The 23,097-nt window shown below is 66.8% G+C and carries 14 protein-coding genes and 1 pseudogene; 10 read left to right on the top strand and 5 right to left on the bottom strand.

Annotation, left to right across the window (positions count from 1 at the left end):
• Window positions 1-235: 235 nt before the first annotated feature.
• The 3 genes from C7411_RS21215 (at window position 236) to C7411_RS21205 (ending at window position 4,940) form a co-directional block, all read left to right on the top strand.
• Window positions 236-2,152: a bifunctional sugar phosphate isomerase/epimerase/4-hydroxyphenylpyruvate dioxygenase family protein gene (locus C7411_RS21215; RefSeq protein ID WP_110386118.1), complete on the top strand. Its 1,917-nt coding sequence runs from the start codon at window positions 236-238 to the stop codon at window positions 2,150-2,152.
• Between the two features lie 121 nt (window positions 2,153-2,273).
• A complete protein-coding gene (locus tag C7411_RS21210) occupies window positions 2,274-3,452 on the top strand; it encodes a porin (RefSeq protein WP_110386021.1) in 1,179 nt (392 codons plus the stop codon).
• Between the two features lie 30 nt (window positions 3,453-3,482).
• Window positions 3,483-4,940 (top strand): PucR family transcriptional regulator, encoded by a 1,458-nt coding sequence (locus tag C7411_RS21205; protein ID WP_243413268.1) that lies wholly within the window; start codon window positions 3,483-3,485, stop codon window positions 4,938-4,940.
• A 26-nt stretch (window positions 4,941-4,966) separates the two neighbouring features.
• Here C7411_RS21205 and C7411_RS21200 read toward each other — a convergent pair whose 3' ends face one another.
• Window positions 4,967-6,592, bottom strand: coding sequence for an AMP-binding protein (locus tag C7411_RS21200; protein WP_110386116.1), 1,626 nt, complete (start codon window positions 6,590-6,592; stop codon window positions 4,967-4,969).
• A 565-nt stretch (window positions 6,593-7,157) separates the two neighbouring features.
• Between C7411_RS21200 and C7411_RS37590 the strand changes: the two genes are divergently transcribed.
• Window positions 7,158-7,334, top strand: a complete 177-nt coding sequence (locus C7411_RS37590; RefSeq protein ID WP_165822850.1) for a hypothetical protein — start codon at window positions 7,158-7,160, stop codon at window positions 7,332-7,334.
• 188 nt (window positions 7,335-7,522) lie between these two features.
• A pseudogene (locus C7411_RS21185) lies at window positions 7,523-7,747 on the top strand (DHCW motif cupin fold protein); the annotation flags it as partial.
• 19 nt (window positions 7,748-7,766) lie between these two features.
• On the opposite strand, the gene C7411_RS21180 reads toward C7411_RS21185, so the two are convergent.
• The 3 genes from C7411_RS21180 to C7411_RS21170 all read right to left on the bottom strand — a co-directional run bounded on the left by C7411_RS21180 (window position 7,767) and on the right by C7411_RS21170 (window position 12,037).
• Window positions 7,767-8,897: a J domain-containing protein gene (locus tag C7411_RS21180; RefSeq protein WP_110386019.1), complete on the bottom strand. Its 1,131-nt coding sequence runs from the start codon at window positions 8,895-8,897 to the stop codon at window positions 7,767-7,769.
• A 117-nt stretch (window positions 8,898-9,014) separates the two neighbouring features.
• On the bottom strand, window positions 9,015-10,790 hold the full coding sequence (locus C7411_RS21175) for a cobaltochelatase CobT-related protein (protein ID WP_243413267.1): 1,776 nt from the start codon (window positions 10,788-10,790) through the stop codon (window positions 9,015-9,017).
• A 14-nt stretch (window positions 10,791-10,804) separates the two neighbouring features.
• Window positions 10,805-12,037, bottom strand: coding sequence for an AAA family ATPase (locus C7411_RS21170; protein WP_110386017.1), 1,233 nt, complete (start codon window positions 12,035-12,037; stop codon window positions 10,805-10,807).
• 175 nt (window positions 12,038-12,212) lie between these two features.
• Here C7411_RS21170 and C7411_RS21165 point away from each other — a divergent pair, with 175 nt between their 5' ends.
• Window positions 12,213-13,028, top strand: coding sequence for an AraC family transcriptional regulator (locus C7411_RS21165; RefSeq protein WP_110386016.1), 816 nt, complete (start codon window positions 12,213-12,215; stop codon window positions 13,026-13,028).
• A 24-nt stretch (window positions 13,029-13,052) separates the two neighbouring features.
• On the opposite strand, the gene C7411_RS21160 is transcribed toward C7411_RS21165, so the two are convergent.
• Complete coding sequence (locus tag C7411_RS21160) at window positions 13,053-13,274, bottom strand: hypothetical protein (RefSeq protein ID WP_110386015.1); 222 nt, start codon at window positions 13,272-13,274, stop codon at window positions 13,053-13,055.
• Window positions 13,275-13,652: 378 nt separating this feature from the next.
• Here C7411_RS21160 and C7411_RS21155 point away from each other — a divergent pair, with 378 nt between their 5' ends.
• From C7411_RS21155 to C7411_RS21140, 4 genes are read left to right on the top strand one after another with little or no spacing between them, the layout of a single operon-like run.
• Window positions 13,653-14,978, top strand: coding sequence for an efflux RND transporter periplasmic adaptor subunit (locus tag C7411_RS21155; RefSeq protein ID WP_110386014.1), 1,326 nt, complete (start codon window positions 13,653-13,655; stop codon window positions 14,976-14,978).
• Between the two features lie 18 nt (window positions 14,979-14,996).
• Window positions 14,997-18,143, top strand: a complete 3,147-nt coding sequence (locus tag C7411_RS21150) for an efflux RND transporter permease subunit (protein ID WP_110386013.1) — start codon at window positions 14,997-14,999, stop codon at window positions 18,141-18,143.
• Window positions 18,140-21,454 (top strand): efflux RND transporter permease subunit, encoded by a 3,315-nt coding sequence (locus C7411_RS21145; protein ID WP_110386012.1) that lies wholly within the window; start codon window positions 18,140-18,142, stop codon window positions 21,452-21,454. Before C7411_RS21150 ends, C7411_RS21145 begins: the two co-directional genes overlap by 4 nt.
• On the top strand, window positions 21,451-23,085 hold the full coding sequence (locus C7411_RS21140; protein ID WP_258365436.1) for an efflux transporter outer membrane subunit: 1,635 nt from the start codon (window positions 21,451-21,453) through the stop codon (window positions 23,083-23,085). The genes C7411_RS21145 and C7411_RS21140 overlap by 4 nt, the downstream gene beginning before the upstream one ends.
• Window positions 23,086-23,097 lie beyond the last annotated feature (12 nt).

The following is a 23,097-nucleotide window of genomic DNA, read 5'->3' as shown; positions in this document are numbered from 1 at the left end:
GTCGAAAGTGTGCCGCGAAGCCGTCCGCCGGTCACCTGGGGTTTGCCAGAATTTGTACTAACTAGTTAGTTTGTCGTATCCTGCGACCACTCCAGCGGGCAGTGTGTCTGCGTTGCGCCAGTTAGTTAAACGCCCGTTCCATGCCGCTGCGCCGGACCCTTGTTCAACACCGAAGTCGCAGTCAGCCCCATTCGCCATGCCCATGTCCAAGCCCCTCCACGCCCTCTCTCGCGCGCTGCGCCGCTCGATCGCCACGGTGTCGGTCAGCGGCACGCTCGCCGAAAAGTTGGCCGCCATTCGCGCCGCCGGCTTCGACGCCGTCGAGATCTTCGAGAACGATCTGCTCTATTTCGAAGGCTCGCCCGCCGACGTGCGCCGCATGGCTGGCGATCTCGGCCTCGATATCGTGCTGTACCAGCCGTTCCGCGATTTCGAGGGCGTCGCGCCTGAGCGCCTCGTGCGCTACATCGAACGCGTGAAGCGCAAGTTCGACGTAATGCATGAACTGGGCACGGACCGCTTACTGGTGTGCAGCAACGTTTCGCCCGACACGATCTGCGACGACGGCCTCGCCGCCGAACAGCTTGGCGCGCTCGCGCGAGCCGCCGGAGAAGCGGGCGTGACGATCTGCTACGAGGCGCTTGCATGGGGGCGCCACGTGCGCACCTATGGCCATGCGTGGCGGCTCGTGAACACCGTCGATCACGCGAACCTGACGCTCGCGCTTGACAGCTTCCACACGCTCTCGCTCGACGACGCGCCCGACGGCATCGCCGCGATTCCGGGCTCGCGCATCGGCTTCGTGCAGATCGCCGATGCGCCGAGAATGCGGATGGACGTGCTCGAATGGAGCCGGCACTATCGTTGCTTCCCGGGCCAGGGCGACTTCGCGCTCGCGGATTTCACGGCGCAGGTGGTGAAAAGCGGCTACACGGGCCCGCTCTCGCTCGAAATCTTCAACGACGGCTTTCGCGGCGCGCCGCCCGCCGCCACGGCCGCCGACGGTCATCGCTCGCTGCTGCTGCTCGAATCGCTCACGCGCGAAACCCTGCAAGCGGAGCATGTCGAAGCAAACGCGCTCTACCATCCGAGTGCCGCGCCCGCAAACGCGCAGTGGCAGTTCCTGGAATTCGCCGTGGACGATACTGCGCGCGCGCACGTGGCGAACTGGCTCGAAAAGCTGCATTTCCGCCGCGCGGGCCAGCATCGCTCGAAAGACGTGACGCTCTATCGGCACGGCTTGGCCGCCATCGTGCTCAACGCCGAGCCCGACTCGTTCGCCAACGCGTTTTTCCAGCGCCATGGGCTCTCGCTTTGCGCCTCGGCGTTTCGCGTGCACGATGCGCGCGAGGCGCTCGAACGCGCCGCGGGCTTCGGCTACCCGCCGTTCTCGGGCCGCGTGGGTCCGAACGAGCGCATGGTGCCCGCCGTCCAGGGTCCGGACGGCAGTCTTAACTATTTCGTGAACGAAGAGCCTGGCCAGCCCACGCTCTTCGAAGCCGATTTCGCGCTCACGGATATCGATGGTCCCGTCGAGGTGGGACCGATTGCGGGCATCGATCACGTGAGCCTTTCCCTGCCTGCCGGCTCGTTCGACTCGTGGGTACTGTTCCTGAAGTCGGCATTCGGGCTCGAAGCGACGGCCGCCGTGCTGCTGCCCGATCCATACGGGCTCGTGCGCAGCCGCGCGCTCATGAGCCGCGACCGCGGGCTGCGCGTCGTGCTCAACGCCTCGGTGGACCAGCACACGGCCGCGGCAGAAACCGTACGCGCCTACCACGGCACCGGCCTGAATCACGTGGCGTTCAGCACCAGCGACATCTTCCGCGCCGTGACCGAATTCGAGGCGGCCGGCGTGCCGCTCCTGCGCGTACCCGCGAATTACTACGACGATCTCGACGCGCGCCACGCACTCGACCCGGAGCTTCTCGACGCACTGCGCAACCACAACCTGCTCTACGACCGCGACGAGCGCGGCGGCGAGTTCCTGCACGCCTACACGGAAACACTCGACCAGCGCTTCTTCCTGGAGATCGTGGAGCGGCGCGGCGGCTACGACGGCTACGGGGCGCCCAACGCAGCCGTGCGCCTCGCGGCGCAGGCGCGCCAGCGCGCACTCGCCGCACAGGGCACGCGCAAACCCCAGGATTGATTCAACCGCAGTCACCGCAGTCACTTCGCGCAGCAGTACGCACGCCGCATCGACTCGAAGATCATGCGGCGCAGCAAAGAAAAATATAAGCAGTCCAAATCTCACACGGAGACACTCAACAATGAAGAAAGCAGGCCTTGGTTTTGGCACGTTCCTCGCCGCCAGCGCGGCCCTCGCGGCCAGCCCCGCGTTCGCGCAAAGCAGCGTCACGCTTTACGGCGCCGTCGATGACGCCATCACCTACGTCAACAACCAGAACGGTCACTCGAACGTGTATCTGCGCCAGGGCAACCTGTATGCGTCGAAGTTCGGCTTGCAGGGCAAGGAAGATCTCGGCGGCGGCACGTTCGCGATCTTCGACCTGCAGAACGGCTTCGACCTCAATACGGGCGCGCTGTCGTCGAGCGGACTGATGTTCAATCGCCAGGCCTACGTGGGCCTGCAGAACCGGAGCCTGGGCACGTTCACGGCTGGCCGTCAGTACACGCCGTATTACCTGTTCGTCGGGCCGCTCACGGGAAGCTCGTGGCTCACCGGTGCAACCGGCGCGCACCCCGGCGATATCGACGGTCTCGACACGACCGTGCGCATCAACAATTCGGCCACTTACACCTCGCCGATCTTTTACGGCGTGCAGGCCAGCGCCATGTACGCGCTCGGCGGCATTGCGGGCAGCACCGGCAAGGGCCAGACGTGGAGCGCTGCGCTGCGCTATTCCGCCGGCCCGGTGAGCCTCGCCGCGGCCATCCTGCGGATGGACAACACGCAGTCGACAAGCGGATTCGACAGCGCCTCCACGGGCAGCTTCGGCAAGTCGTCGCTGAACACAGGCTATGTCTCGGCGAGCGCGGTCCAGCACATCGCGGCTGCCGGCAACTACACGATCGGCAACCTGGTTCTCGGCGCGTCGTATTCGAACGTTCAGTACATTGCGGGCGGCAAGTCGATCTTCCACGACACGGCCATCTTCAACACCTGGGCGGCGCTCGCCGTGTATCGCTTCACGCCGGCCTTCGACGTGGGCGGCGGCTTCGCCTATACGCTGGCCTCGCAGGCCAACGGCATCACGAGCGCGGCGCGTTATCAGCAGTACTCGCTCAAGGAGTCGTACCACCTCTCGAAGCGCACCACGCTTTATGCGCTGCAGGCCTATCAGCACGCGGGCGGCCAGACGCTCGGCGCGAACGGCGCGGGCAACATTGTCAACGCGAGCCCGGCCGTGGGCGACTCGCAGAACTCCACGCCCTCGTCCACGCGCTCGCAGTTCGTCGGTATGGCCGGCATCGCGCTGTTGTTCTGATCGTTGTTCCAATGCACCACCGGGGCCGCCTTGCCGCCCCCGGTTTCGCTCGCCCCTCGACGCAGTGGCACGGCGCTGAGTACACTCGCGGATATCGCCCAAACTAACCCGAGCGAAATTCGCCAACTCACCGTGCCGCTGCCCGTTCCCGCCATCAGCCCACGCCTGCGCAGCAAGCTGCGCACGCTCGTCAAAACCCAGCCCAAGGCCGTTCAGCGCACCTACGATACGCTGCTTTCGCTCGAAGGCTATAGCGCGCTTTCGGCGGCGGCGCGCAAGGATATCTTCTCGTCGATCGCGTTTTCCGCGGGCCTGTGGTTCCAGTGCCTGCTCGACGGCACGCCGCCCGCCGCCGAGGTCATGGACCAGACAGCGGGGTTCGCGCGCCGCCGCGTGCACCAGAACGTGCCGCTGCGCTCGCTGCTGCGCGCGTTTCGCCTTGGCGCGCGCGAGTTGTGGCGCACCTGCACGGAGCTCGCCGAGGCCGACCCGGCGCTCGCGCACGAACTGCTGTTCGAAATTTCGCCTTATCTGCTCGATTACTTCGATGCGATGGCCGAGCACATCGCCGAGGCCTATCTCGACGAGCAGCACCAGCAAGCGCGCTGGCGCGGCTCGCTGCTGCAGCAGCTCTACGACCTCGTGTTCCATGCCCCCGACGACGCCGCGCGCTTTCGCGAGACCGTCGAGGCGCTCGGCCTCGATGCCACGCTGCCGCGCATTGCGCTCGCGGTCGATCTGGACTTGCACGACCACGCGCCTTCGGTGCGCGAGGATGCACTCGACCGTTTCGCACTGAGCGCCGCGCGGCACTTCGAGCTGAAGCCCGACGCGCTGGTGCGCGCGTGGCACCGCGAGCGGCTCGTGTTCTGGCTGCCGTGCGTGCGCGGCGATTCGATGACGCACAACGATCAGCGCGTGGCCGAGCGCGCGGCCGCGCTCGCACGTGCCGAACCCCGCGTGCGCAGCATCGGCATCGGGCTCATGAACGAAGGGGCGCGCGGCTGGGCGGCTTCGGTGGAAGAAGCGCTCAAGGCCGTGGACTTTGCGCCTCGCGGCAGCCGGCTCGACGACGGCGACAACAACGGCACCGAACTGGGCAGCCTCCTGCGCGTGCACCGCTTTTCGTCGATTGCCATCGAGGAAAGTGTGCGCAGCAGTACCAACGTGCTGCGCTATCTCGTCTCGCTCGCCGAGCAACTGGCGACCGAGGCGGACCTGATCGCCACCCTCGAAGCGTGGTTCGCGAGCGGACAGCGCCGGCGTCAGACAGCTGAAACGTTAGGTGTGCATCCGAATACGCTCGACTACCGGCTTGAGCGCATCGAGACGTTGCTGGGCGCGAAGCTCGCCGATGCCCACTGGATTGCGCGGCTGGATATCGCGCTCAAGCTGCGCGGGGCGACGCAGGGTTCGGAGCACGCGGGCAAGAAGACGGAGAAGAAGGGGCGCCTCGCGGCGAAGAGGGCGAAGAGCGCGGCGCGCTGAATGACGCGGCGCGCCGCGCCCTCGCCTCACTCCGTGTCGCGCAGTTCCCGCCGCAAGATCTTGCCTACCGTCGACTTCGGCAGCGCCTCGACGAAGCTCACCACGCGCGGCACCTTGTACGCCGCGAGTTGTGCCCGGCAATGCGCGATCACGGCTGCCTCGCTCAGCACCGCCTCACGCGCGGGCACCACGAACACGCGCACGGCCTCGCCGCTTCGTTCGTCGGCCACGCCCACGCACGCGCATTCGGCCACGCCCGGCAGCGCGGTCACGACCGCCTCGATTTCATTCGGATACACGTTGAAGCCCGAAACGAGGATCATGTCCTTCGAGCGATCGACAATGCGCAGAAAGCCGCGCGCGTCGAACACGCCCACGTCGCCGGTGCGAAAGTAGCCATCGTCCGTAAAGGCGGCGCGCGTGGCCTCGGGCTGGTTCCAGTAGCCGTGCATCACCTGCGGGCCCTTCGCGCAGATCTCGCCCGGCTCGCCCGGCGCGGCTTCGACGCCGTCGTTCATCAGCTTGATGTCCGTGGAGGGCACCGGCAGTCCCGTCGTACCCGTGAAACGGTCGACGCTCCCCGGATTGAACGACAGCACCGGGCTCGTCTCCGAAAGCCCGTAACCTTCGCGGATGAAACCGCCCGTCATGGCCTGCCAGCGTTCTGACACCGTCGGAATGATCGCCGCGCCGCCACCGCCCGCGAGCCGCAGGCGCGAAAAATCGACTTCGCCGATGCGCGGATGTGCAACGAGCCCGGCATAGAGCGTATTCACGCCCATGAAGCTCGTAGGACGCGCGGCCTTGAACACGTCGATCACGCCATCGAGATTGCGCGCGTTCGCAATGAGCCAGTTCTCTGCGCCGATCGAGAAGTAGACGATGAGATTCACCGTGAGCGCAAAGATGTGATAAAGCGGCAGCGCGGTGACGACGACTTCCTCGCCCGGGTTCATGAAGCCCGGCATGAAGGTCTTGAACTGCTCGACGTTGGCGACGAGGTTGCGATGCGTGAGCAGCGCGCCCTTGGAAAGCCCGGTCGTGCCGCCCGTGTATTGCAGGAAGAGCGGGTCGGCGCCGCACAACGTGGGGGCTTCGAACGGCAAGCCGGCACCCTGTGCGAGCGCCGCCGCAAACGAGCCGGGCTGCGCGGCGCGCTCGCCGCTCGCGTTTGTGCAATCGCTTGCGGCAACGTTCAACACGGTCCGCACGGCCGTATTCGCCTTGATCGCATCGAAAGTCGGCAACGCACCGTCGAACACCACGAGCGTTTGGGCGCCGGAATCAGCCAACTGGTGCTGAAGCTCACGCGGCGTATAGAGCGGATTCACATTCACCTGCACCGCCCCTGCCCGCACGATGCCGATCAGCGCGATGGGAAACGCGAGCAGGTTCGGCAACATTACGGCGACACGGTCGCCCTTCTTCACGCCCGCGTGCTGCAGATACGCCGCGAAATTGCGCGAAAGACGATCGACGTCGGCGTAGCTGAGCGAAGCGTCGCCCGGCGTGGCACCGCCTGCGCGCAATGCCGGCCGGTGCGCATGTTCGCGCATCGCTTCGTCGAACATATGCGCAAGTGACAGATGCCGATCGGGATCGATGGTGGCAGGGATCTCGCCATAGCTGGCGAGCCAGGGGGCTTTCGACACGTTCGTCTCCATGAAATCAAGTCGCGGCTTGTGTGCGAGGTGCCGCGTTTCATGTCCATGCTACGGGCTTGTCCGCGCCAGGAGAACTGGGAAAGCGGATAAGGTGATTGTGAAAAGTCACAAAAAGCACGCCCGCGCGCGGGCCTGTGCTGCGTCAGGTCTGTGTCTGATTTCTGTCACTTGTGCGACATTGTGTCGTCTCGTCCGCATCGCTTCTCCGGCGTGCCGACGCGGCATCGCGCCGCGCACGTTTGCTAACCTGCGCATGCTGTACCGAGGCGCTCCCAGAAGCGGATTGATCAGAGCAGCGCTTTCATGCCAGAGATAGCCCCCGCGGGATGCGAGGTCCGGACGAACGACTCAAACTCCAGTTCGAAGCCGTCTCCAGGCTTGATCCGAAGGAACGCGAAGCCATCGGGACCGTGATTGCCAGCGTCCTGCACATGCACGACGCCAAGCGATGGGCGCAACTCGCCGCTGCACCGGCGGCGCCCACGCAGCCGACCGGCAAACGAAGCCGTTAAGGAAGGGAGTCCCGCAGTACCGTAAACGAAGCGCGTGCCGCATGGGCGGCAACCCATACGACCCGCTGACCACCACCAACTCAACACAGGCCTTCATCCCCTGGATGCAGGTTGCCGATATCTGGCTGCAACGGGCGAGCTTTGTGCCCGGTCAGCGCATGCGCTTTGCCTTCGATTACCGCAACCACTGCCTCACCATCTCGCCTGATCGAGGATAGGACATCGTCGATGACCAGTGGCGGGTAGTGCCCGACTTCAGGGGAACGGTCTACTGGCTGGCGAATGGCAGCCGACACGTTACTGATCATCGCGAGACGCTTCCCGCCGATGCACTCGCCTTTCCCCCGCCTGATCAAGCGGTCGAGCCGTAAGAGGCACCCGACGAAAAAATCAACGGATACCCCCGAACCCGATCCGCGTGCGCATGGTCGACTACTCGCCGCGCTACCTCGCTGATCACTGGTGCAAGAGGGGGCGCATTCTGTTCAGCCTCGAAGGCGAATTCGAAACGACGCTCGACGACGGGCGCAAGTGCGTCCTCACGCTCCGCATGAGCTATCAGGTGGGCGACAACGCCGAGGTGCACCCGTCGTACACCCGCACGGGTGCAAAACTTTTCATCATCGACTGAAAGCGATGGCGCTGCCGCTTCAGCGCGGCGCTCCGAGATCGGCGTCGAGCCGCTTGCGCAGGTCACGCACCACGCGCGCGGCGGGTACGAGCCACCACGTGGGAGCCGCCACAGAGAAGTCGTACACGAGCGCCGTCTGCGCGGCGCCGGTCGTCTGCGCCCGGCAGCGGAACGCCACCATGTGGCGCCGTATGCCAGTTTGCGAGCCTGGCGAGAAACGCATGACCGCACGCAGCGTGAATTGCGTTTCGTCGGGCGCGGCCTCGTACGATTCGATGCTCCACTCGGCTCCGTAGTGCGCCTCATGACGCAATGCGGCGCTCACGCGCAGGCGCGTTTCATCGGCAGGCAGAGCCACCGGGTGCTCGCGCCCGGCACGCGCGGCGCGATAAAGCGTGCGCTGCGACCAGCCCCAGCCGAACGTCAGCACCACGCCGCCCGCCACTAGCGCCCACTGAAGAATATGCGTGAGCCAGCGGCCAAGCTCGAAGCGCGCAATGGGCGCGAGCAGCAAGCCCGCGATCCAGTGCGCAACGACGAAGATCACGACGCACGCGAACACGCTGGCGGAGAGCGTCAGCAGCCAGCCCCGCGACGGGTCGTCGAATTTCGCAAACAGGAAATCCCGCACGCCGCCTGAGCGCGCGTGCAGGTCATCGGTTTGAGACTCGGTTGCGGCGTGCGGCTCGCGTGGCTGCGCGGCATCCGCTTCGTCGCGCAGCCCCGTGAGTTCGCCGTGCAGCGAGTCGCGTTCGGTCCGCATGCGCTGGAGTTCGTCGAGGGTACGCGTGCGCTCGGCGCGCAGGCCGTCGAGTTCGGCGCGCACGCGTTCGCGCTGCGCCAGCAGCGCCTGCATCTGCGCGTGCAGCGCCTCGGCCTGCGCGACGCTTAGCGCGGAGCGGCTCACCGGCGGCGCATGATGCACGGACCAGTACGCCTCGAGCAGCTCGCGCGCCTCCTTGACGCGCTTGAACTGGTCGTCGGCCCAGCGCATCGAGGCGGCGGTAGGATGCCGCCATTTGTCGGGATGCAGGATCTGCGCGAGATGGCGATAGTGATGCTTGATGTCCGCCTCGCTCGCCCCCGGCTCGAGATCGAGCCGGTAGTAGAGGCGGTCGTAATCCACGGGTCGGTAATCGCGGCCTGGCATGACCTGTATCTATTCGTCAATGGATGGGTTGGCAGGCGGCGCAACGCCTGTCCGCTCAAGTTAGCGCAACGTGCCCAGTCCGGCAAGGAAAGCGCCGCCGCCGTTGCCCGCGCGGTTTCAGTGCCGCCGGCCCGCGAGCAGGCGGCTCAGCGTCGCGAACGCGGTGGCCGGCAGCTCGTGCAGCTTGCGCACCACCACGGCATCCGGATAGAACGCCTCGACGGCGTCGTCCAGTATGCCGATGCCGACCAGCTCGATGCCCTGCTCCTTGACCGCCTGCACGCGCGCAAGCAGGTCGCTGCGCAACACAGCCGGGTCGCCGTCGCTCGTCGAAGGATAGCCGTCCGAGAGGACGAAAAGCAGCCGCCGGCGCGCCTTGCGCCGCGCGAGCCGCGCCGCCGCCCAGGCGAGCGCTTCGCCGTCGGGGTTTTCATGGCCGCACTCGATGGCCGCGAGTCCGCTCAGGTCGCGTGAGTCGAAGCGCTTGAATACGCGCAGATCCAGCCGCTCGACGAAGCGGTTATAGGCCCGCAGATCGACGCCGGCCGCGCGTGCGCGCTCGTAGCGCGCGCGCAATTCCGGCGCTTCGAGCGAGCTGTAGCCGAGCACTTCCGAATCGAAGGCGAGCTGCGTGAGCGCATCGGCGAGCGCCGCCGCGCACAGGCGCGCCAGCTCGATCTTGCGACCCGCCATCGAGCCGCTCAGGTCGAGCAGCAGCGTGACGACCGTGTCGCGCCCGCTCGCATGCCGCGCCACGCGAAACGGCGTGCGGTAGCCGCACGAGGCGGCGAGACGCGCGAGCGCCGCGCGGTCGATCTCGCCGCGCTCCTGCTCGCGCTTCCAGTGCGTGAGTTCGTCGGCCTTGAGCAAGCGCTCGAGCTGGATCCTGAGCGCGCCGGTCTCCGCGCGCGCCAATGCGCGCAGCCTGCGCCAGGCGGCGGCGTCGCCGCGGCCCGTAAGATCGGTGACGACGTCGTAATCCGTGGTCAGCGGAATCGACAGATGTGGGCGCCCTGGCGCGGGGCGGTGATGCGTGGCGGCGTGCGGCGCATCCGCTTCGGAAAGCGGAGCGCCAGCGGCGGAATCGGACGCGGCGCGCGCGCGTGCTGACGTGCCGTCGTCACCGTCACGGGCGTCATCCGGCTGCGCAGTGCCGGCCGGCGGTTCGACCCCGTCGTCCTCGACGGATTCGTCCATCGCCTGCGCGAGCCGCGCCGAGTCGTCGTCGAGCCCTTCGGCCGGGCCCGCGGCCTGCATCATGTTGTTCGCTCCGCGCGACGCGAGCGAGCGCACGCCCGCCACGATCGCTGCGGCGGCGCTCAGGCTCGCGCGCGTCGACTGGCTCGCGCGGGCCGCGCCTAGCTCGGCGTCGATCGCGCGCAGCGCGGCGGCAAGCGCTGCGCCATCGCGCTCCAGCATGCCCGGCGCTTCATCCCACAGCGTACGCTCGATCGCCCAGGCAAGGCGCTCGCGCCACGCCAGTTTCGGCCAGCGTCTGGCGACTGCCTCGCCGCGCTGCGTACGCCAGCTTTGCGCGTAGCGTCGCGCGCCGGGAAACGCCCGCGCGAGTCGAGCGAGCACGCGACGGTCCTCGATCGCCTGCGCAATGCGCCCCGTCATGCCGGCTTGCGGCGTGTCGAGACGCGCCGCTTCGCTGTAGCGATGGCGCGCCGCCAGCAAATCGAGCGCGCCGAGCAGTGCGGCTTCACTCGCGCCGTCACGCGCGAGGGGCGCGGGCAGCACGAAGCGTTCGCCTTCCACGCGCGGCTCGCCAGCGCCGAACGTCACGCTCACGCGCGAGTCGCCGGTCAGCACCCGCGCCAGGCGGCCGAGCGCGCCCGCGGGATCGGCGCTCGCCGGCAAACTCGCTGTTTCGTTCTGCAAGCTGGACACAGGCGCCTCCGCACTCACGCGTCGAAGATCACGTGATGCCGGATGACGCTGCGGATAAGCGCCGCATCGTCCGCGCTCACCTTCGCGTAGATCGCCGGCCCCGCCGCCCGTTCGACATCGCCGGTGCGCAGCATGAGTTCGGCCCAGTCGATCAGGCGCCTCGTGGAGAACGCGCTCGCAAGATCTTCGCGGGCGAACGCGGCCCGGCAGTCGGCGGCGATGGCAGCGAGTGTGTGCGCGAGCTGCCGCGTGATCACCGGCAGCGTGCGCAGCAATACTTCGGTTTCCTCTTCAAGTGAGAGATAGTCGAACAGGTAGACGCGCCAGCGGTCGAGAAACGCCTCGTTGAGCAGGTTCGCCCCCTGGTACAGGTGGCGGTACGCGCTCATCGCGCCCGCGGCGTTCGCGGTGGCGAAGAGGCGAAACGACGGATGCGGCTCGACGATCTCGTTGCCGCGCTCCTTGAGCAGCAGGCGGCCGTTCGGTTCCAGCACGGCGGTGAGCACGGCGAGAATGGACGGCTCGGCAAAATCGAGTTCGTCGATGATCAGCCAGTAGCCCTCGCGCATCGCCACGGGCAGCACGCCGTCCACCCAGATCGTCTCGCCGCCCTTCACGGTCCAGAAGCCCACAAAGTCGCCGATGGTGGTCTGGCCGTTCATGTTCGCGCGCAGCACGCCATAGCCCGCGCGCGCCGCCACCTGCTCGATGAAGCTCGTCTTGCCCGAACCTGTATGACCGATCAGCATGACGCGGCGATTTTCTACGATATCCTGAACGATGTCGCCGCCGCGTCCGGTGAAGAGGTAGGCCGCGTTCACACGCGGCACGAGCGCGTTCGGCTCGCCGCGCGGCAGGTCTACATTGCCGATGCGCACGAAGGGCGTGTGGGTTTGCAGCCTGACTTGAGCCGCTTTGGCCTCGCACGCCGCTTCGACAGCCCGTTGCAAGGCCACGGAAAATGCGCTGCCCGCCTGTGCGGCTCGCGCTTCATCGGCGCGCTGCGCTTCGGAAACGAAGCCCTCGCGACGCCACTTGAGCAACTTCGCTTCGAGATTGTCCAGATCGATTTCGGTGTCGATGTCGACTTCACCGACCGCACCGTCTTCGCCCTGGCCGTGCTCGATGCGGTACATATGCGCGCGCCCGGAAGGCGAGACGCGCCACCATTCGCGTGCCCGGCCGGCGCCGCGGGTGTAGAGGCCCAACGGGTCTTCGTCTTGCAGTGCCGGATCGGTTGCGTTCATGAAGGGGGATACGGGGCGCTGGCGCGATCCGCCAATCGTCTCATATTACCGGTGCCTGGCGCACCGCGACAGCGCGGCAGCGCCTCGGCCGCGCTTCCGGCACACGTCCAACCATGCTAGCGTGACGATCGCCACACGAGGCTCGCACGCCTCACCTGTCACCCGGAGACCCCCAATGCCCCAAGCCGCGCCGCCCGAACTCGACGACGAGCCCGGGCGCGGCCGTTCGCTCGCTCGCCAATACCCGCGCGGCCTCCGGATCGAGCCGCACACGCATACTTGGGCACAGGTCCTCTACGCCGTCTCCGGCGTGATGTGGGTCGAGGTGGAGCGCGAGGCGCTCGTCGTGCCGCCGCAGCGTGCCGTGTGGCTGCCGCCCGGCACGCAGCACGCCATTCACATGCTGAGCGCCGTCGAAATGCGCAATCTCTATCTGCACGAACGCGACAGCCGGCACCTGAGCGAGCGGTGCGAAGTATTCGAGGTCAACGGCCTGCTGCGCGAACTCATCACGGGCCTCGCGGAACGCGCGCGCGAAGACGACGCCTGGCTCGACGCTGCCTATCGCCTCGCATCGATCGAACTCGCCCAGGCGCCGCGCTCCACGCTGCGCATCCCGCTGCCCGATGCGTCTGACCGCCGCCTCGCCACGCTGTGCCGCGCGGTGATCGACAACCCCTCGGCCGATATTGGCTTCGAACAGCACGCGGCGTGGGTGGGCGCGAGCGTGCGCACGCTCTCGCGGCTCTTCACGCGCGAGCTTGGCATGGGGTTTGCGGAGTGGCGCCGCCAGGTGCAGCTCGCGCTCGCGGTGTCGCGCCTCGCGCAAGGCGAGCCCGTGAGCGCCGTGGCGCGTTTGCTGGGCTATCTCCCCAGCAGCTTCAGTGACATGTTCCGCCGCGAACTGGGCGTGCCGCCCAGCGAGTTCCGGCCCACCGGCACCCTTGGCGGTGCAGCGGGATTCGCAGCAGAGGAAAGCGCGGCGCAGTAACGCGTGCGTAGACCGTGGCGCGGCTCAATGCGGTGGCAGATCGCCCACTAGCGGAAACATGTCGGGCGTATAGCCCATATTGAAGTAACCGGCCCGTGCATAGGTGGCGATTCGTTCGAGATGCTCGGTTTCGCGCGACGCGTCGCGCAGTTCGGGCTCATCGGCTTGCGACGTGGGCGGCGGGTGATTCGTCCGGCCGAGCCGCGCGAACCACGCCGGCACGGACAGCATCGACAGCTTCGACATTGCGGACTCCTTGCGAGGCGTTGACCCCTTCCAATCTAGACAGTCAAAGGCGTGCACGCAAACAAGCATTTCTGCGATGCATTGCACACCGCGGCCGACGCACGCACTCCAACCGGCCCGAACGTTGTAAACGCCGGAAAACCTTACAAATCACTAACGTTTCGAAATTGGCGCACGAGTTGGTTAGACTGCGGGTCTCGGCCCTCGCTGCACCTTTACCGCACGATGGCCCGGCATCGACGGCATAACAATCATGAGAATGCGTATGCAGCAACTCGACAGTCCCCGGCAGCAATTCGCAGCGGCCAAGCCGTTGAGCGCGCCGATAGGGTTTCTCCGCATCGCCTCGCGCGGTGGTCCGACCTCCTGGAGGCAGGCATGAGCGACGTCCCGCAGACGCAACCCGCGCCCCAGCCACCCTCGCCGCCCCCGCCACCGCCCGCTCCTCCCCCGCAGGCGCCCAGGCGCCGCCGGCTCGGCCCGATCATTCTCGCCATTGTCGTGATCGCACTGATCGTGCTCGTGATCGTGCACATCATGCGCAACAAGAAGACAGAGCATGGCGCGGCGCCGCAGGTCGTGACCGTGGCCGCCGCCACGCTCGGACCCATGCCCGTGACGCTCAACGCGCTCGGCACCGTCACGCCGATCGCGACTGTCACGGTTCTGCCGCAAATCAGCGGCTACCTCACCGAGGTGGGCTACAAGGAAGGCCAGGATGTCGTGAAGGGCCAGTTCCTCGCACAGATCGACCCGCGCCAGTACGAGATCAGCAAGGAGCAGGCGCAGGCGCAACTCGCGAAGGACGAGGCGCTGCTCGCCCAGTCGCGCGCCGACCTCGTGCGCTTTACCCAGCTGCACGAACAGCGGTCCATCGCCGAGCAGACCTTCACCGACCAGAAGTTTCTCGTGATGCAGAACGAGGCCGCCGTGAAGGCCGATATCGCCAACGTCAGGCTCTTCGAACTCGACCTCATCTACTGCCGCATCACCGCGCCGGTGTCGGGGCGCGTGGGCCTGCGCCTGGTCGATCCGGGCAACTATGTGACGTCGTCCAGTTCCACGGGCATTGCCGTCATCACGACGATGAAGCCCACCACCGTCCAGTTCGCCATACCGCAAACGTCGCTCGGCAGCGTGCTGGAGCGCGTCAACGCCGGCGCAAAGCTGCCGATCACCGTCTTCAGCAGCGACAACACCCGCCAGATCGCCACCGGCACGCTCTTCGCGCTCAGCAACCAGATGGCCACGGCCACCGGCACGGTCACGCTGCGCGCGAGCGTGCCCAACGACGACGAGGCGCTCTTTCCCAACGAGTTCGTCAACGTAAGGCTGCTCGTCGACACGCTGCAGAACGCCGTGCTCGTGCCGACGCCCGCCGTGCAGACTGGCGCGCCCGGCGACTACGTGTACCTCGTGAACGCCGACAACACGGTGTCGGTCCACAAGGTCACGCTCGGCCCGAGCGATGGCCGCTACACGGTGATCTCCGCGGGCTTGCAGCAGGGTCAGCATGTCGTGACCGACGGCCTCGACCGCCTCAACGACGGCGCGAAGATCCAGCCCGCGGGGCCGAGGCCCGCCACGCACGCGGGCGCCGCCAGCGCGCCGCATCATGGCAGCGCCCCGGGCGCGTCGAGCGAGCCCGGCGCCACGGCGCCGAACGCCTCCGACGCGAGCGCCGCGGCCTCGCAAGCGGGTTGAGCCCCGGACCCAGCGCCAATGAATATTTCGCGTCTCTTCATCCTGCGGCCGGTCGCGACTTCGCTCCTGATGATCGCGATGGTGCTGATCGGCCTCGTCGCGATGAAGTTCCTGCCGGTTTCCTCGCTGCCCGCGGTGGACTATCCCACCATCCAGGTGCAGACCTTCTATCCGGGCGCGAGCCCGAACGTGATGGCGACCACCGTCACGGCGCCGCTCGAAGTGCAGCTCGGCGAAATCCCGGGCCTGCAGCAGATGATCTCGTACAGCTCCGAGGGCGCCTCGGTCATCACGCTGCAGTTCGACCTCTCGCTGAGCCTCGACGTGGCCGAGCAGAACGTGCAGCAGGCCATCAACGCGGCCAACAGCTTTCTGCCGAGCGGCCTGCCCGCGCCGCCGACCTATGCCAAGGTGAACCCGGCCGACCAGCCCATCCTCACGCTCGCGGTCACGTCGAAGTCGATGTCGCTCACGCAGTTGCAGGATGCGGCCAACAACCGCCTCGCCACGAAGATTTCCGAAGTGCCGGGCGTGGGCCTCGTCACCACCGCGGGCGGCAACGTGCCCGCCGTGCGCGTCGAAGCCGACCCGCAGAAGCTCGCCGCCTTCGGCCTGAATCTCGACGACCTGCGCACGCTGCTCGCCAACGTCAACGTGAGCAACCCGAAGGGCAACTTCGACGGCCCCGAGCTGAACTACACGATCAATTCGAACGACCAGATCTCGGACCCGAAAGACTACGAAGACACCGTCATCGCCTATCAGAACGGCTCGCCCGTGTTCATGCGCGACGTGGCGCGCGTGTCCACGGCCGCGCAGGACGTGGAGCGCGGCGCCTGGTACAACAAGACGCCCGCCATTGTGCTGAACGTGCAGCGCCAGCCGGGCGCGAACGTGATCGCCACCGTCAACCAGATCATGCGGCAGTTGCCGCAGCTCGAAGCGGCGCTGCCCGCGGGCATGCAGGTCACGGTGGTGTCGAACAGCGTGGGCGTGATCCGCGCCTCGGTCAGCGACGCGGCTTTCGAACTCGTGCTCGCCGTGGCGCTCGTGGTGGCCGTGATCTTCGTGTTCTTGCGCAATCTGCCCGCGACCATCATTCCGAGCATCTCGGTGCCGGTCTCGCTGATCGGCACGCTCGCGATCATGTACGAGCTGGGCTACTCGATCGACAACCTCTCGCTCATGGCGCTCATCATCGCCACGGGCTTCGTGGTGGACGACTCTATCGTGATGATCGAGAACATCGTGCGCTACCTCGAGGAAGGCGACAAACCCTTGCAGGCGGCGTTAAAAGGCGCAGGCCAGATCGGCTTCACGATTCTTTCGCTGACGATCTCGCTCATCGCCGTGCTGATTCCGCTGCTCTTCATGGGCGGCGTGATCGGACGCCTCTTCAGCGAATTCGCCGTCACGCTCGCGGTGACCATCGTGCTGTCGGCCGTCGTCTCGCTCACCGTCGTGCCGATGATGTGCGCGCGCATCCTGCGCGCTCAGGCCGAGCGCCACCCCAGCCGCTTCGAGCGCATCAGCGAAGGGCTTTTCAACAAGACGCTCAACGCCTACGAGCGTGGCCTGCGCTGGGTGCTCGACCACCAGACGCTCACGCTCGTCGTGTTCCTGGTGACGGTGGTGCTCACCGGACTGCTTTACGTCGTGATTCCGAAGGGCCTGTTCCCGGTGCAGGACGTGGGCGTGCTGCAAGGCATCAGCGTGGCCGACAACTCCATCTCCTACCAGGCGATGGTGCGGCGCCAGTCCGCGCTGGCCGAGGAAATCCTCAAGGACCCCGATGTCGTGTCGCTCACCTCGTACGTGGGCATCGACGGCATCAACAACACGCTCAACAACGGGCGCTTCCTCATCAACCTGAAGCCGCACGACGACCGCTCCGAAACCGCCGACGAAATCGGGCGGCGCATTCAGCAGTCGGTCGCGAAGGTCGCGGGCGTGCGCCTCTACATCCAGCCCGAGCAGGACCTCACGCTCGACACCACGGTCTCGCGCAACCAGTACAACTTCGTGCTGCGCGGGCCGAGCCAGGACGCGTTCGAGCAGTACGTGCCTGCGCTCATCGCGCGCATGAAGCAGATCGCGTCGATCCGCGACGTCACGAGCGACCTCAACACGGACGGCCTTTCCGTGAACGTCGAAGTGAACCGCCAGCTCGCGGCGCGCTACGGCATCACGGCGGCGACGATCGACAACGCGCTCTACGATGCGCTGGGCCAGCGCATCGTTTCGACCATCTTCCAGCAGTCGGACCAGTACCGCGTGATTCTCGTGGCGAAGCCTGAGGCGCTGCCCACGGTCGAATCGCTCGGCGACCTGTATCTGCCGAGCCAGACGAGCAGCGAAGGCCAGGTGCCGCTCAAGGGCATTGCGAAGATCAGCATTACGCGCTCGCCGCTCATGATCAGCCACCTCGCACAGTTCCCTTCGGTCACGATCTCGTTCAATCTCGCCGATGGCGCGTCGCTTTCCGCCGCCGTGCGCGACGTGCGCAAGGCAGAAGCCGCCGCGAACCTGCCGCCCTCGATCACCTCGTCGTTCCAGGGCGCGGCGCAGGCGTTCGAGGATTCGCTTGCCAGCGAGGGGTATCTGCTGATCGCGGCGCTCGTGGCCGTGTATATCGTGCTCGGGGTGCTCTACGAGAGCTACGTGCACCCGGTCACGATTCTTTCGACGCTGCCCTCGGCCGGCATTGGCGCCCTGCTCGCGCTGATGATCGCGGGCAAGGACCTGGACGTGATCGGCATCATCGGCATCGTGCTCCTGATCGGCATCGTCAAGAAGAACGCCATCATGATGGTGGACTTCGCGCTCGAAGCCGAACGCGTGCAGGGCAAACCGCCGCGCGAGGCGATTTTCGAGGCGTCGCTGCTGCGTTTCCGGCCCATTCTCATGACCACGCTCGCGGCCATGCTCGGCGCGCTGCCCATGCTGCTCGGCAGCGGCACGGGGTCGGAGCTGCGCCGCCCGCTGGGTCTTGCGATCATCGGCGGGCTCACGCTTTCGCAGATGCTCACGCTCTTTACGACGCCCGTGATCTATCTGTTCTTCGACCGCCTGGCCGAACGCTTCGGCCGCAAGCGCACGCCTGATAGCCACGAGGACGGCGGTACCGGCAATCGCGCCCCCCCCGCGCCCGAGGGCACGCCGTGAACCTCTCGGCGCTTTTCATCCGGCGGCCGGTCGCGACGTCACTCCTCGCGATCGCGATCCTCATTTCGGGGATGCTCGCCTTTTTCCGGCTGCCGGTCGCGCCGCTGCCCAACATCGCCTACCCGGTGATCGTGGTGCAGGCCAACATGGCGGGCGCGAGCCCGGACATCATGGCGTCCACCGTGGCCGAGCCGCTCGAGCGCCGCCTCGGCACCATTGCGGATGTGAGCCAGCTCACGTCGATCAGCAACACCGGCACCGCGCTCATCGTGGTCGTGTTCGGCCTGAACCGCGACATTAACGGCGCGGCGCGCGACGTGGAAGCGGCCATCCAGGCCGCGCGCGCCGACCTGCCCACCACGCTGCGCAGCAACCCGACGTACCGCCAGTACAACCCCGCGAGCGCGCCGATCATGGTGCTCGCGCTCACCTCGGACACGCTCACGAAGGCGCAGCTCTACGATTCCGCCGATTCGGTCATCCAGCAGCAGCTCTCGCAGGTGGACGGCGTGGGCCAGATCACGCTGGGCGGCGGCGCACTGCCCTCGGTGCGCGTGGAGCTGCAGCCGGGCAAGCTCAACAGCTACGGGATCGGCCTCGAAGACGTGCGCGCTTCGATTGGCGCGGCCAACGCGAACAGCGCGAAAGGCCATATCGACCAGGGCGACCAGCGCTATACGGTGATTTCGAACGACCAGATCAGCAAGGCCGCGCCGTTTCGCGACGTGGTGATCGCCTATCGCAACGGCGCGCCCGTGTTCCTGCGCGACGTGGCTTCCGTCGTCGACTCCAACGAAAACATCCGCAACGCGGGCCTCTACAACGGCAAGTCGTCCGTGCTCGTGATCGTCTACCCGATGCCCGGCAGCAACGTCGTGAAGACGGTGCAGCAGATCCGCGCGCGCCTGCCCTCCATCGAGGCCGCGCTGCCTGCCACGATCAAGGTGGACGTGGCGATCGACCGCTCCGAGTCCGTGCGCGCTTCCGTGGCCGACACCGAACGCACGCTCTTCATCGCCGTGCTGCTCGTGGTCGGCGTGGTGTTCGTGTTCCTGCTCTCGCCGCGCGCCACGCTCATCCCGGCCGTGGCGCTGCCGCTTTCCATCGTGGGCACGTTCGGGCCGATGTACCTGCTCGGCTACAGCATCGACAATCTCTCGCTCATGGCGCTCACCATCGGCACGGGCTTCGTGGTGGACGACGCCGTGGTGGTGCTGGAGAACATCGTGCGCCACCTCGAGGCGGGCATGGACGCGAAGGACGCGGCGCTCAAAGGCGCGGGCGAAGTGGGCTTCACGGTGCTTTCCATGAGCCTTTCGCTCATCGCCGTGTTCCTGCCCATTCTGCTCATGCCGGGCATCGTCGGCCTGCTCTTTCACGAGTTCGCGATGACGCTCTCCATCGCGATCCTCATCTCGCTCGTGATCTCGCTCACCGTCACGCCCACCATGTGTGCGTACGTGCTAAAGCGCGAGGCGCTGCATCGCAAGCCCTCGCGCGTGGCCGTGTGGATAGACGCGCAGTTCGAGCGCTTCAAGCAGTTCTACTCGCGCACGCTCGACGTCGCGCTCAATCACGCGCGGCTCACGATCTTCGTCCTGTTCGCGCTGCTGGTGGGCAATGTGTTCCTCGCGCGGCTGCTTTCCGGCACGTTCTTCCCCGAGCAGGACACCGGCATTCTGATCGGGCAGATCATCGCGGACCAGAGCATTTCGTTCACCGCCATGGAGAAGAAGCTCGCGCAGATGCAGGCCATCGTGAAGGCCGATCCGGCCGTGCAATCGGTGGCGGGCTTCACGGGCGGACGGGCGCTCAATTCGGCCACCGTGTTCGTCGAACTGAAGCCGATCGCGGAGCGCCGTCTTTCGGCCACCGAGGTCGTGAACCGCCTGCGTCCCAGGCTCAATGCCGTTTCGGGCGCACGGCTATTCATGCAGGCCCAACAGGACCTGCAGATCGGCGGGCGGCAGTCGGCGGCCGAGTATCAGTACACGCTCACGAGCGACGACGCCAACGCCCTCTTCACCTGGGTGCCGCGCCTTGTGGACGAACTGAACAAGCACCGCGGCCAGATGTCGGATGTGAACTCGGACCTGCAGCAAAACGGTCTGGAAGCCTACATGACGGTGCAGCGCACGACCGCCAAACGCTACGGGTTCGACCCGAACCAGATCGACAACGTGCTCTACGACGCCTTTGGCCAGCGCACCGTTTCGACCATCTACAACGCGATCAACCAGTACTTCGTCGTGATGGAAGTGGCGCCGCAGTACTGGCAGTTTCCGCAGTCGTTCCAGGATATCTGGCTGAGCACGGCAGCGGGCAACGCCAGCGGCGCCGCGCAAACGCAAATGCCCGCGAGCGTCATCTCGGGCGTCACGCCTTTCACGGCCGTGACCACGAGGGGCGCAACGAGCGGCAACACCAACGAGCGCAACGCGAACGCGGTGGCCAACCAGCAAAACAACGCGATCGCGAACAGCAAGGGCGGCAGCTCCAGCGGCAGCGCGGACAGCACGGCCGCCGAAACCATGGTGCCGCTCATGGCGCTCATGGACTGGAAAACGCGCCACACGGCCACCCAGGTCAATCACCAGGGCACCGAAGTGGCGGGCACGATTTCGTTCAATCTGCCCAAGGGCGGCTCGCTTTCCGAGGCCGGCAAGATCATCGAGCAGGCCGAGCGCGACATCGGCATGCCGGCCTCCATCCACGGTGCGTTCGCGGGCGCGGCGCAGGCCTACGCGCAGTCCATGAGCGTCGTGCCGCTGCTCATTCTCGCCGCGCTCGCCGTGGTCTATATCGTGCTGGGCGTGCTGTACGAAAACACCATCCACCCGCTCACGATCCTCTCCACACTGCCTTCGGCCGGCATTGGCGCGATTCTCGCCATGCTGATCTTCGGCACGCCGTTCTCGGTGATCGCGATGATCGGCATCATTCTGCTCATTGGCATCGTGAAGAAAAACGGCATCATGATGGTCGACGTCGCCATCCAGTTGCAGCGCAACGAGGGCCTGGAGGCGCGCCGCGCGATTCACGAAGCCGCCGTGGTGCGCCTGCGCCCAATCATGATGACGACCTTCGCGGCCGTGCTCGGCGCGCTGCCGCTCGCCATCGGCATCGGCCAGGGCGCTTCGCTGCGCCAGCCGCTCGGCGTGACGGTCATGGGCGGCCTGCTCCTGAGCCAGGTCTTTACCCTGTACACCACGCCGGTGATTTACCTGTTCCTCGACCGCCTGCGCGCACGCCTCGCGCGCTGGGCCGCGCGCCTGCCGTGGAATCGCCAGGCCGATGAGAGCGCATCATGATGAAGACTCGCCCTAATCCATCGCTCATGCGAATGCTGATCTGCGCCGCCGCAAGCGCTGCCACGCGCGCGCTGCCGCCCGCGTTGCCATTTACCCCCTTCATCGCGGCGCTGCTGCTCGCGGGCTGCATGGTCGGGCCGGACTACCACCGCACGCAGGTCGCCGTGCCCGCCACGTGGAAGGAACTGCCCGGCTGGACCCAGGCCGAACCCGAAGCCGCTCAGGGACCCAAGGGTGACTGGTGGACCGCCTTCCAGGACCCGCTGCTCGACGAGCTGGAACCGCTCGTCCAGGTCTCGAACCAGACCGTGCGGCAGAGCTACGCTAACTACCAGCAAGCGCTCGCCGAAGTGCGCGTCGCGCGCGCGAGCCTCTTCCCGGTCATCGGCGTCACCGGCTCGCTCGCGCGCGAGCGCTCCTCCACCGGCACGCTCAGCAGCGTGAGCAGCATCACATCCACGCCGGGCGGCGCGCGCATCGTCAACGGCGGCACGCTCGAAGCGAACGCGAGCTGGGACATCGACCTCTGGGGTCAGGTGCGCCGCCAGATCGAGGAACAGTCGGCCACGGCCCAGGCGAGCGAGGCGACGCTCGCGAACGCTACGCTATCCGAACAAATCGCACTGGCAAACGCCGTGATCGATCTGCGCATCACCGATGCCGATATCGACCTGCTCACGCATACCGTGCAGGCGTACACGGACTTCCTGCGCGTAGTGGCCAACCAGGACCAGGCCGGCACCGTGCCGCCGTCCGACCTGATTTCAGCGCGCACGCAGCTCGAATCGGCGCGCGCGAGCCTGATCGCGCTGGGCGTGGCGCGCGCGCAAAACGAGCATGCCATCGCGGTGCTCGTGGGCCGCAACCCCGAAGAGGTCGATATCCCGCACAGCACGCAGCTTCCCGCGCTGCCCGCCATTCCCGCTGGCGTGCCCTCCACGCTGCTGCAGCGGCGGCCCGACATTGCGATCGCCGAACGCCAGATGGCGTCGGCCAATGCGGCGATCGGCGTGGCCGTGGCCGCATACTATCCGTCGATCTCGCTCACCGCGCTCGACGGCTTCACGCAGTCGCCGCTTTCGGGCCTGCTGCACATGAGCAACTATGTGTGGTCGCTCGGCGCGAGCGCGACCCAGACGATCTTCGACGGCGGCCAGCGCAGCGGCCAGGTCGCGGCCGCGCGCGCGAGCTACGACGCGGCGGTGGCGAACTATCGTGGCACGGTGCTGACGGCGTTCCAGGGTGTCGAGAACGATCTCTCGGGGTTGCGCATCCTCGCGCAGCAGGCCGACGTGCTCGACGCCGCCGTACGCGACGCCATACGCGGCGCGCAGATCGCGCAAAACGAATACGTGGCGGGGACCGTAGACTACACGACGGTCGCCACGGCGCTGGCTACCCAGGTGACCAACCAGCAGAGCGCGCTCAACGTGCGTCAGCAGCGGCTGCTCGACACGGCTTCGCTGATCGGCGACCTGGGCGGTGGCTGGTCCGGGCAGCTGCACGATGCGCAGCATCCCGCGCGTGCGGTGACGCCGGCCTCCGACGCCGCGGCGGCGGGCGCAAGCGCGACCGGTGGTCCCGCGAACGTGGAAGCGAGCCGGACGCAGGGCGCCGCTGCGAACCCGTGACCTCAGCCCCTG

The sequence above is a fragment of the Paraburkholderia silvatlantica genome (genome assembly GCF_003096715.1).
GTDB classification, from domain to species: domain Bacteria; phylum Pseudomonadota; class Gammaproteobacteria; order Burkholderiales; family Burkholderiaceae; genus Paraburkholderia; species Paraburkholderia silvatlantica.
Note: the sequence above shows the minus strand (reverse complement) of the source record. Positions and strands in the feature narration are given on the sequence as shown.

Excerpts from the sequence above, each read along its gene's own strand:
- C7411_RS21210 (WP_110386021.1), top strand. The coding sequence starts at position 2,274 with ATGAAGAAAGCAGGCCTTGGTTTTGGCACGTTCCTCGCCGCCAGCGCG.
- C7411_RS21165 (WP_110386016.1), top strand. The coding sequence starts at position 12,213 with ATGCCCCAAGCCGCGCCGCCCGAACTCGACGACGAGCCCGGGCGCGGC.
- C7411_RS21160 (WP_110386015.1), bottom strand. The coding sequence starts at position 13,274 with ATGTCGAAGCTGTCGATGCTGTCCGTGCCGGCGTGGTTCGCGCGGCTC.
- C7411_RS21140 (WP_258365436.1), top strand. The coding sequence starts at position 21,451 with ATGATGAAGACTCGCCCTAATCCATCGCTCATGCGAATGCTGATCTGC.
- C7411_RS21170 (WP_110386017.1), bottom strand. The coding sequence starts at position 12,037 with ATGAACGCAACCGATCCGGCACTGCAAGACGAAGACCCGTTGGGCCTC.
- C7411_RS21180 (WP_110386019.1), bottom strand. The coding sequence starts at position 8,897 with ATGCCAGGCCGCGATTACCGACCCGTGGATTACGACCGCCTCTACTAC.
- C7411_RS37590 (WP_165822850.1), top strand. The coding sequence starts at position 7,158 with ATGGGCGGCAACCCATACGACCCGCTGACCACCACCAACTCAACACAG.
- C7411_RS21155 (WP_110386014.1), top strand. The coding sequence starts at position 13,653 with ATGAGCGACGTCCCGCAGACGCAACCCGCGCCCCAGCCACCCTCGCCG.
- C7411_RS21150 (WP_110386013.1), top strand. The coding sequence starts at position 14,997 with ATGAATATTTCGCGTCTCTTCATCCTGCGGCCGGTCGCGACTTCGCTC.